Source organism: Streptomyces sp. NPDC001868 (assembly GCF_040297125.1).
In the GTDB taxonomy this organism is placed as follows: Bacteria; Actinomycetota; Actinomycetes; order Streptomycetales; family Streptomycetaceae; genus Streptomyces.
The window spans coordinates 103,791-113,273 of the sequence record NZ_JBEOYO010000020.1; the positions used below are offsets into that span (position 1 = coordinate 103,791).

Here is a 9,483-nt window from a genome sequence, read left to right on the forward strand (position 1 = left end):
TGATGTCAGGTTGGATGGCCCGATGGAGCGTATTGAGGCCGAGCTGTTCACAGATGGCGGCAACGGCGCCGTGGTTCGCTTGCCCGGTCGACGGTTCCCCGGGGTCCTGGTGCAGGGCGACTCTCTTCACATCCTCCGAAGCGACGTGGCCGAGGTGGTGGAGGCATGCGAGCGAGGCGACGTGTATGAGGCTCGCGACTCCGCCGGCCTTCTTCTGGCGAACCTGGATGCTCTGCTGGCGCGGTACGAGGCAGCGTTGAGCGAGCATAAGATTCCGAGGCCGTACTGAGCTGCCGGACCACCAGCTTGGGAAGCTGCGGTCACGTGGGGTCCGCTTGAGCGCTGACCTGGACAGACGGCTGTGCTCCGACTTCGGTCGCGGAACCTGTGTTCCCCGTCAGTCCCCGCTGTTCCCCGCTCGATCTGGTGCGGTTGTGGTGCGGGGCCAACTGGCTACACCCAACGGTCGATCATCGTCAGGTCTGTTGTCAGTGCCTGCGGTTATGGTCTCAAGCGCGCGGTCGGCTTCCGGGGGTTCCAGCTCTGAAGGAAAGGGTTTCATCCCCGGCCTGTCTGGGGGCGGCTCGGAGACTCGTCCGAGACCTAACCGACGGCCGGGCTGCGTCGATGGCCATGAGATGACCTGCCAGCGCCGACCGCGCACCCCCTTCCCGCGTGGGCGGACGCACGCTTTCCAACTGTGGTGGTGGGGCGGAGGGCTGTGTGCAGGGGCGTTCACCTGGGTTCATGCGCGGCTGGACGTCGGCGCTGGGACGGCTTCGGGTCTCGTCTGAACGGCCATGAACGGCGCTGAATGAGACGGAAACTGAGACGGCCCTGTACTCCCGAAGCTGCGGCGAAGTGACGAGTAGCTGAGAGTGAGGCTCTAGGCACCGCTCTCCTTGTCGCCCGGATCGGACCGCTCGCAGCTACGGTAGACGCCCATGAACGCCTACGACCGAGCCGTGCAACGCGCCCTCGCCACCACCGGGCACACCCACCTCACCACCCGTCAGCTCGCCGCGCTCCTCGACCGCACCGAGGAAGCCATTCCGCACGCACAACACCTTCAACGCCTTCACCCCGGACACGCCACCACCCGCGACCGCCTGCACGCCGCCGGCATGACCTGCGCACGGATTGGTCTCCACGAGGACGGTGACCCGGAGTTCCTTGACGCGCTGCTGCAGGAACTCGCCCACACATAAGCCTGGCAACAGGCCACGGTGGGCGTTGCCGTCCAGCCGGAAAGGCGTCGGCGGGTGAGAGGCCGCGAAGTGCCTTGTAGAGGTCGCCGTAGGCGCCCCAGCCGATGACGCTGCCGTCGTCGTTCAGACTGCCCATGTACCAGTCGCCATAGTCGACGGCTATCGCAAGTGGGTGAGCTGGGTCTTTGCTGGTCAGGGGCGATGGGGTCGTGCGCCTGGTGGTCGTCGTTGGCCACTGTTGAGCGGCCTCAAGCGAGCATGAGAGGCAACCGAAGCCGTGACGCGCGACCGGAGCTGGCACTGAGGCGGCCGTTCACGGCCTAGGCCTCCGCTACCGCGTCTCGGTCCGCGCCTTGCCGGAGGAACGCAGGACCGCAGATCTGGTATTCGTCAGGGCGAAGGTCGCTGTCTTCTTGGATGGCTGCTTCTGGCGCGGATGCCCAACTCATCACATCACACCCACCGCACTGTGAAACGGCCCCTGACCAGGTATGACGGTCAGGGGCCGTGCTGTTGGCGGTGGGGCCACGAGATGCGGGCCGGGGGACGGGCGCGGATTCTGGTGGGGATGGTGTACACGGCGGAAGGAGCCGTTATGTCTGTGATGGACAAGCTCAAGCAGATGCTGAAGGGCCATGAGCACCAGGCCGGGCAGGGTGTCGACAAGGGCGGCGACTACGTCGACGAGCGGACGCAGGGGAAGTACAGCGGTCAGGTGGACTCGGGGCAGGAGAGGCTCAGGCGGCAGATGGGCTCGGAGCAGACAAGGCCCACCGACACCGGCCGTGAGGACCCGCCCCGGTAGCGGTGTGGGGTGGTGACGTGGGTGATGGTGTGGTCGGCGGGGGCCGTGGGTCCCACTCGTTCTCGTCCTCGTCGGCCGTAGCCGCCTCAGCTCTTCCGAAGTTCTTCCCGCGACCGGTGTCCGCGACCGGTGTCCGCGACCGGTGTCCGCGACCGGTGTCCGCGACCGGTGCCCACGAACGGTGCCCACGAACGGTGGGCGCCGGTCGTCCGTGAGGTGGGCCCCTGCCTCCCTCCGCCTCGCACCTCCCCGCCTCACACCCCCCGCCCCGACATCCGCGCCGCCGAGGCCACCGTCGAGCGGGCCTCCCGTTCCGTGAGGCCCGTGTGTACGGCGGCCTCGACCAGGGCGTTGGTGAGGTCGGGGCCGAGGTCGTTCTCGTAGGCGCGGCAGGCTGCCCAGAAGAGGCGGGTGTTGCGTTGGCCCTCCTGGGCGGTCAGGACGAAGTGGACCAGGCCGTGGCCGTGGCCCGGGCCGCCGCCGGACGGGGACGAGGGGCCCAGGCCCGTGCGTGCCGGTGGCAGCAGGAGGCGGAGCAGGGCCGGTGGGCAGGGGGCCGGGGGGAGGTGGGAGGTGCCGGGGGCCGTGCCGTAGACGCCGTGGTCGGTGCGGGAGCCGGGGCCGACGAGGTAGCCGCCGGCGCCGCGGATGTCGATGCCGGGGGCGAGCCGGCTCGCGGAGTTGGGGACGACGACGTCGGGCGGGCCGGTGAGCCAGAGGTGGCGTCCGCCGCTGGGGGTCAGTACGACGACCGTCTCGGGGATCGTGAACAGGTGGCGCAGGGCCAGTTCGCGGAGGGCCGCCGAGGAGTCCGTACCGGATTTGGTGTCGAGGTCGACGCCGATCAGATGGTGGGGCCGGCGGCCGCAGGCGATGCCGTAGCCGGTGGCCCAGGGGGCGGCGGCGAAGAGTTCGCGGACGCGGTGGGGGTCGGTGGAGGCGTCGTGGACGCCGTGGCCGAAGCGGCCGCACTCGCCGTGGCAGGGGGACGGTGGCGGGTTGTCGCGGTGAGGGGAGCGCAGGGCCGGGAGTTTCGCGCGGGACAGGGGGATCACCGCCAGCCCGCGTTCGGCGGCGGAGAGGGCGTGGGCCAGAGCCAGGGTGCCGGCCTGCCGGTCAATGGTGGCCATGCATCCATGTTCGTACACGTGTTCGATAAAGGGAAGAGGGTTCGGGGTGTGCTTTCGGCCTTCGGGGGTCTGTTCGCGGGTTGGCCGGAAATCTGCCGGAACGCTTCGCCCCTTGTCCCACTTGATCTTGCTGTCGCTCGTCGGGCTCATCGCGGCTGAGCTGGGAGTTCCTTGATCCAAGGGGGTTTATCGACTTGTCATCACGCTTCAGAGGGAATGGGAGCTTCCGGGGTGGTTCGCCGGGGATTCGGTGGGCAACTCTTGATTCGCGACGTCGAAGACCCGCACCGAGGCGGTTGGCCAACTGCCCCGGGGCAACCCGTACTTGTGTGAAGTTCCTGGAGGAAATGCACATGGCAAGCATCCGTACCGCCCGCGTTCTCGCCGCCGTCTCGGCGCTCCCGCTCGCCGCCGCCCTGTTCACCGGTGTGGCGACGGCCGACAACGGCTCCTTCGCGGACAACGGATCGAACGCCGGCGTGGCGAACATCGTCGGCAGCGGTGTCGGTCACGACAACAACGGCAACTCGTCGACCTCGCAGCAGCAGGCGAACGGCTCGGGCGCCTCGAACCAGAACAACACGGCCCAGGTCAACGGCTCCGGCTTCACGGCCATCGACCAGGACAACGCCGTCGTCAGCTTCACCAACCTCTGGTAAGCCGGTCGGGGGCGGGTCGGAGGCCGGGGTGCATGGATGAGGTCGCCCCGGTCCTGAAGGGCCCGACCCTCGGACGTAGGACGTGTGGGACATGTTTGTGGGGTGTGACACGCCTGTGCGGCGGTGCTTCGGCACCGCCGCACAGGCGTTTTCGTGATCAAGAGGGTGCTGCCGTGGGCTGCTCGGCGACCTTGACAGTTCCGGCGGTAGTTCCTTCAATCTGACGGACAGTCAGAAGTTTTGGAGGGGGCGGCGTATGGCGGTCGAGGACCTGTCCGTACGGCTCAAGGTCTACGAGGGGCGCGCGGCCGTCCTCGGCGGCCGTGGCAAGGATCCCGTCAACTCGCCCATGATCCGGCACTGGTGCGAGGCCCTGGGGGACACCAGCCCCGCGTACACCGGACCGGACGCCGTCGCCCCGCCCACCATGCTCCAGGTCTGGACGATGGGCGGGCTGAGCGGGCACGAGAACCGCTCGGCGGCGTACGACGAACTCCTCGCGCTGCTCGACGGCGCGGGGTACACCTCCGTCGTCGCCACCGACTGCGAGCAGGAGTATCTGCGGGCGCTGCGGCCGGGGGACGAGATCGTGTTCGACTCGGTCATCGAGTCGGTGTCGGAGAGGAAGACCACCAGGCTGGGCACCGGGTACTTCGTCACGACCCGGATGGATGTGCGCGTGGGCGACGAACTCGTGGGCACCCATCGCTTCCGGATCCTCAAGTACACGCCGACCGACGTGCCGAGGGAGCCGCCGTCCCAGGAGCCGGCCCGCCGCCCCCGCCCCGTCGTCAACCGCGACAACGCCGGCTTCTGGGAAGGCGTCTCGCGGCACCGGCTCCTCATCCAGCGCTGCGCCGACTGCGCCACGCTCCGCCTCCCCTGGCTGCCGGGCTGCAACGCGTGCGGTTCGCCCGAGTGGGACACGGTCGAGGCGTGCGGCGAGGGGGTCGTGTACTCGTACGTCGTCATGCATCACCCGCCCTTCCCGGCCTTCGATCCGCCGTACGCCGTCGGGCTGATCGAGCTGGCGGAAGGGGTGCGGATGGTCAGCGGTGTCGTCGGGGTGCCGTACGACAAGGTGCGGATCGGGATGGCCGTACGGCTCGAATTCGAGCGTCATGACGCGGAGTTGGTGCTTCCGGTCTTCCGTGTGTCGGAGACGGAGACGGAGACGGAGACGGAGACGGAGACGGAGACGGAGACCGAGACCGAGACCGAGACCGAGACGGAAGCGGAAGTTGAGGTGGGGTCGGCGTGAGGGGCGTGGCCGGGCAGGCGTTGCCGTCGCTGGAGATCGAGATCACCCGCACGCTCGTCGTCGCGGGGGCGATCGCCTCGCGCGACTACCAGGACGTGCACCACGATCCGGAGCTGGCGCGGCGGCGCGGGTCGCCGGACGTCTTCATGAACATCCTGACGACGAACGGGCTGGTGGGACGGTATGTCACCGATCATTTCGGCCCGGCCGCCGTCGTGCGGAAGGTGGCGATCCGGTTGGGCGCGCCCAACTACCCGGGCGACACGATGGTGTTGACCGGCACGGTCGAGGCGGTCGACGGACGTACGGCCACGGTCAGGGTCATCGGCGAGAACGGTATCGGCAGACATGTCACCGGCACGGTGACCGTGACCCTGGGGGAGGCGGAGTGAGCGTACGGACCAGGGACCGGCTCGGCGGGCAGGCCGCGATCGTCGGGATCGGCGCGACCGATTTCTCCAAGGACTCGGGGCGCAGTGAGCTGCGGCTGGCCGTGCAGGCGGTGCGGGCGGCGCTCGACGACGCGGGGCTTGCGCCGGCGGACGTGGACGGGATGGTGACGTTCACGATGGACACCAGCCCGGAGATCACGGTCGCGCAGGCGGCCGGCATCGGTGAGCTGTCCTTCTTCTCCCGCGTCCACTACGGCGGCGGCGCCGCGTGCGCGACCGTGCAGCAGGCGGCGCTCGCGGTCGCGACGGGCGTGGCTGAGGTCGTGGTCTGCTACCGCGCGTTCAACGAGCGCTCGGGGCGACGGTTCGGTTCCGGCGTACGCCACCGGGAGCCGTCGGCGGAGGGCGTGGCGCTCGGCTGGACCCTGCCGTTCGGGCTGCTCACGCCCGCGTCCTGGGTGGCGATGGCGGCCCAGCGCTATCTGTACGCGTACGGGCTGACCCCCGAGGCGTTCGGGCACGTCGCCGTGGTCGACCGGAAGTACGCGGCGACGAACCCGGCGGCGTACTTCCACGGCCGCCCCATCACCCTCGACGAGCACGCGGCCTCGCGCTGGATCGTCGAACCGCTGCGGCTGCTGGACTGCTGCCAGGAGACGGACGGCGGGCAGGCGCTCGTCGTGACCTCCGTGGAGCGGGCCCGGGATCTGCCGAGGCCGCCGGCCGTGGTCGTGGCCGCCGCCCAGGGCGCGGGCCGGGCGCAGCAGCAGATGACCGGCTTCTACGACAGCGATCTCACCGGGCTGCCGGAGATGGGCGTCGTCGCCCGCCAGCTCCGGCGCACCTCGGGGCTCGGCCCCGACGACATCGACGTGGGCATCCTGTACGACCACTTCACGCCGTTCGTGCTGATGCAGCTGGAGGAGTTCGGGTTCTGCGGGCCGGGGGAGGCGGCGGACTTCGTCGCGGAGGAGCGGCTGCCGCTCAACACCCATGGCGGGCAGCTCGGCGAGGCGTATCTGCACGGGATGAACGGCATCGCGGAGGCGGTACGGCAGCTGCGGGGCACCTCCGTGAACCAGGTCCCCGGCGCGGAACGGGTGCTGGTCACCGCGGGTACCGGGGTGCCGACCTCGGGGTTGGTGCTGGGGACGGACGGGTGAGTGGGGCGGATGTGCCGGGCGGGGGAGCTTTCGGGCACCCTGGGGGTCGGTGGGACCGGTGCCGTACGACCGGGGCAGGTGCTTCTCAGGGGTACACCCTCAGTACCTGGGGGCTGTTCATCCACCTCCAGTAGGTGAGGTCTGCCCCACTCCTACAACCTGAGGGGGATTCGCCTTCGGGACCTGCGGCCGATCCGCCGGGCGGGGCCCGCTCCTAGCGTGGAGCCATGACCACACCCGTCTGCACCAGCGCTTCGAAGGCCGCTGCACCCGTGACGCGGACCCTGTCGACCTCGGCCCGTTCGACCGCGGGCCGTTCGGCCTCGACCCGGCCGGCCCTCGGGGGCCTGACGAACCTGTCGTACCCGTCGTTCTCGGCGTACGTGAAGGCCCGCCAGCCGGTGCTGCTGCGGACCGCCCGGTCGCTCACCGCGAACCCGTGCGACGCCGAGGACCTGCTGCAGACCGCGCTGGCCAAGACATATGTCGCCTGGGAGCGCATCGAGGACCACCGGGCCCTCGACGGCTATGTCCGCCGGGCGCTGCTGAACACCCGGACCTCCCAGTGGCGCAAGCGCAAGGTGGACGAGTTCGCCTGCGACGAGCTGCCGGAGCCCGAGGGGGTGCAGGCCGCCGATCCGGCCGAGCAGCAGGCGCTGCACGACGCGATGTGGCGGGCGATCATGAAGCTGCCGGCGCGGCAGCGGGCCATGGTCGTCCTCAGGTACTACGAGGATCTGAGCGAGGTCCAGACGGCCGAGGTCCTCGGGGTCTCGGTCGGCACGGTGAAGTCGGCGGTGTCGCGCGCGCTGGGCAAGCTGCGCGAGGACCCCGAGCTGGAACCCGTGCGGTAGCCCGAGCGGCAGCCCGCACGGGAACCCGTGCGCCGGCCCGCCCGTTGTCCTGATGTTGTTCCGTCGATGCCCTGCCGTGGCTTCGCACATCCGGCCCGTCGGGTGACCGCTCTGATCGATCATCCCGCCTTCTAGTGACATACCGAGCGGTATGTGCGCAGAATCAGCACAACTGTTACCACCGCGTAGGCAGAGCCGCCCCGGGAGGACGCCGTGCTGAGCACCATGCAGGACGTACCGCTGTTGATCTCCAGGATCCTGACCCACGGACAGGTCATCCACGGGACGTCGCAGGTGATCACCTGGACCGGAGAGGGCGAGCCCGAACGCCGCTCCTTCGCCGAGATCGGCGCCCGTACCGCGCAGCTGGCCCACGCCCTGCGCGAGGACCTCGGAGTCGACGGCGACGAACGCGTCGCGACTCTCATGTGGAACAACTCGGAGCATGTGGAGGCGTACTTCGCGATCCCCTCCATGGGCGCCGTCCTCCACACCCTCAATCTGCGGCTGCCCCCCGAGCAGCTCGCCTGGATCGTCAACCACGCCGCCGACCGCGTGATCATCGCCAACGGTTCGCTGCTGCCCCTCCTCGCACCGCTCCTGCCGCACCTCAAGCCGGTGGAGCACGTCGTCGTCGCCGGGCCCGGCGACCGGTCGCTGCTCGCCGGAGCGAGCGTCCAGGTGCACGAGTACGAGGACCTGATCGCCGGCAAGCCGACCACGTACGACTGGCCCGAGCTGGACGAACGCTCCGCCGCGGCCATGTGTTACACCTCCGGCACCACCGGCGACCCCAAGGGCGTCGTCTACTCCCACCGCTCGATCTATCTGCACTCCATGCAGGTCAACATGGCCCAGTCCATGGGCCTGACGGACGCGGACCTCTCGCTCGTCGTCGTCCCGCAGTTCCATGTCAACGCCTGGGGTCTGCCGCACGCGACCTTCATGACCGGCGTCAACATGCTGATGCCGGACCGGTTCCTGCAGCCCGGCCCGCTCGCCGAGATGATCGAGACGCTGAAGCCGTCGCACGCCGCCGCGGTGCCCACCATCTGGCAGGGCCTGCTCGCGGAGCTGACCGCCCGCCCGCGCGAGGTCGGCTCGCTCAACCAGGTCACCATCGGCGGCTCCGCCTGCCCGCCGGCCCTCATGCAGGCCTTCGACCAGCTCGGGATGCGTGTCTGCCACGCCTGGGGCATGACGGAGACCTCCCCGCTCGGCACCATCGCCCGGCCGCCGGCCCATGTCGAGGCCGGCTCGGAGGAGGAGCTCGCCTACCGCCTCACCCAGGGCCGCTTCCCCGCCTCCGTCGAGGCCCGCCTCTCCGGCCCCGGCGGCGAACGCCTCCCCTGGGACGGCGAGTCCGCCGGTGAACTGGAGGTCCGCGGCCCCTGGATCGCGGGCGCGTACTACGGCGGCCAGGGCTCCGAACCAGTCCGCCCCGACGACAAGTTCAGCGAGGACGGCTGGCTGAAGACGGGCGACGTCGGCACGATCAGCCCCGACGGCTTCCTCACCCTCACCGACCGCGCCAAGGACGTCATCAAGTCCGGCGGCGAGTGGATCTCCTCCGTCGAGCTGGAGAACGCCCTCATGGCCCACCCGGACGTCGCCGAGGCCGCCGTCGTCGCCGTACCGGACGAGAAGTGGGGCGAACGCCCCCTCGCCACGGTCGTGTTGAAGGAGGGGTCCACCGCCGACTTCGCCACCCTCCGTTCCTTCCTCTCCGAAGAGGGCCGCATCGCCAAGTGGCAGCTGCCCGAGCGCTGGACGATCATCGAGTCGGTGCCGAAGACGAGCGTGGGCAAGTTCGACAAGAAGGTGCTGCGCAGGCAGTACGCGGAGGGTGCGTTGGACGTGACGCAGATCTAGGGCCCGTACCTGTACCCATACTTGTAGGTACGTCGGTCGGGGCGGTGTTTCACGTGGAAAAGAGGCCCTTTCGGGGCTCGTGGGGCTTCGGCCACGGTGTGGCTTGAAAGGAGCGTGGGGCGGGGTCGCTCATGTCGGC

The 9,483-nt window shown here is 69.7% G+C and carries 11 protein-coding genes; 10 read left to right on the forward strand and 1 reads right to left on the reverse strand.

What is annotated here, in order from left to right:
* The first annotated feature begins 22 nt into the window (after positions 1-22).
* The 4 genes from ABT147_RS23735 (at position 23) to ABT147_RS23750 (ending at position 2,013) form a co-directional block, all read left to right on the forward strand.
* Entirely contained in the window at positions 23-289 is a 267-nt protein-coding gene (locus ABT147_RS23735) for a DUF6959 family protein (protein ID WP_351409322.1), read from the forward strand.
* A 655-nt stretch (positions 290-944) separates the two neighbouring features.
* Positions 945-1,208 carry a hypothetical protein gene (locus ABT147_RS23740; protein ID WP_319696500.1) on the forward strand — a complete coding sequence of 88 codons (264 nt, stop codon included), beginning with the start codon at positions 945-947 and terminating at the stop codon, positions 1,206-1,208.
* A gap of 353 nt (positions 1,209-1,561) precedes the next feature.
* Positions 1,562-1,681, forward strand: coding sequence for a PDDEXK family nuclease (locus ABT147_RS23745; RefSeq protein WP_351409324.1), 120 nt, complete (start codon positions 1,562-1,564; stop codon positions 1,679-1,681).
* Between the two features lie 122 nt (positions 1,682-1,803).
* The gene (locus ABT147_RS23750) at positions 1,804-2,013 is read left to right on the forward strand and encodes an antitoxin (protein ID WP_351409326.1); all 210 of its coding nucleotides are present in this window, start codon (positions 1,804-1,806) and stop codon (positions 2,011-2,013) included.
* A 254-nt stretch (positions 2,014-2,267) separates the two neighbouring features.
* Here ABT147_RS23750 and ABT147_RS23755 read toward each other — a convergent pair whose 3' ends face one another.
* Entirely contained in the window at positions 2,268-3,143 is an 876-nt protein-coding gene (locus ABT147_RS23755) for a bifunctional DNA primase/polymerase (protein ID WP_351409328.1), read from the reverse strand.
* Between the two features lie 353 nt (positions 3,144-3,496).
* Between ABT147_RS23755 and ABT147_RS23760 the strand changes: the two genes are divergently transcribed.
* From ABT147_RS23760 to ABT147_RS23785, 6 genes are all read left to right on the forward strand, one after another.
* Entirely contained in the window at positions 3,497-3,802 is a 306-nt protein-coding gene (locus tag ABT147_RS23760; protein WP_319248063.1) for a hypothetical protein, read from the forward strand.
* Between the two features lie 256 nt (positions 3,803-4,058).
* On the forward strand, positions 4,059-5,063 hold the full coding sequence (locus ABT147_RS23765) for a bifunctional MaoC family dehydratase N-terminal/OB-fold nucleic acid binding domain-containing protein (RefSeq protein ID WP_351409330.1): 1,005 nt from the start codon (positions 4,059-4,061) through the stop codon (positions 5,061-5,063).
* Complete coding sequence (locus ABT147_RS23770) at positions 5,060-5,455, forward strand: MaoC family dehydratase (RefSeq protein ID WP_351409332.1); 396 nt, start codon at positions 5,060-5,062, stop codon at positions 5,453-5,455. The genes ABT147_RS23765 and ABT147_RS23770 overlap by 4 nt, the downstream gene beginning before the upstream one ends.
* Entirely contained in the window at positions 5,452-6,618 is a 1,167-nt protein-coding gene (locus ABT147_RS23775; protein ID WP_351409335.1) for a lipid-transfer protein, read from the forward strand. Before ABT147_RS23770 ends, ABT147_RS23775 begins: the two co-directional genes overlap by 4 nt.
* A gap of 227 nt (positions 6,619-6,845) precedes the next feature.
* Positions 6,846-7,472, forward strand: coding sequence for a SigE family RNA polymerase sigma factor (locus tag ABT147_RS23780; protein WP_351409337.1), 627 nt, complete (start codon positions 6,846-6,848; stop codon positions 7,470-7,472).
* Positions 7,473-7,685: 213 nt separating this feature from the next.
* A complete protein-coding gene (locus ABT147_RS23785; RefSeq protein WP_351409339.1) occupies positions 7,686-9,344 on the forward strand; it encodes a long-chain fatty acid--CoA ligase in 1,659 nt (552 codons plus the stop codon).
* Positions 9,345-9,483 lie beyond the last annotated feature (139 nt).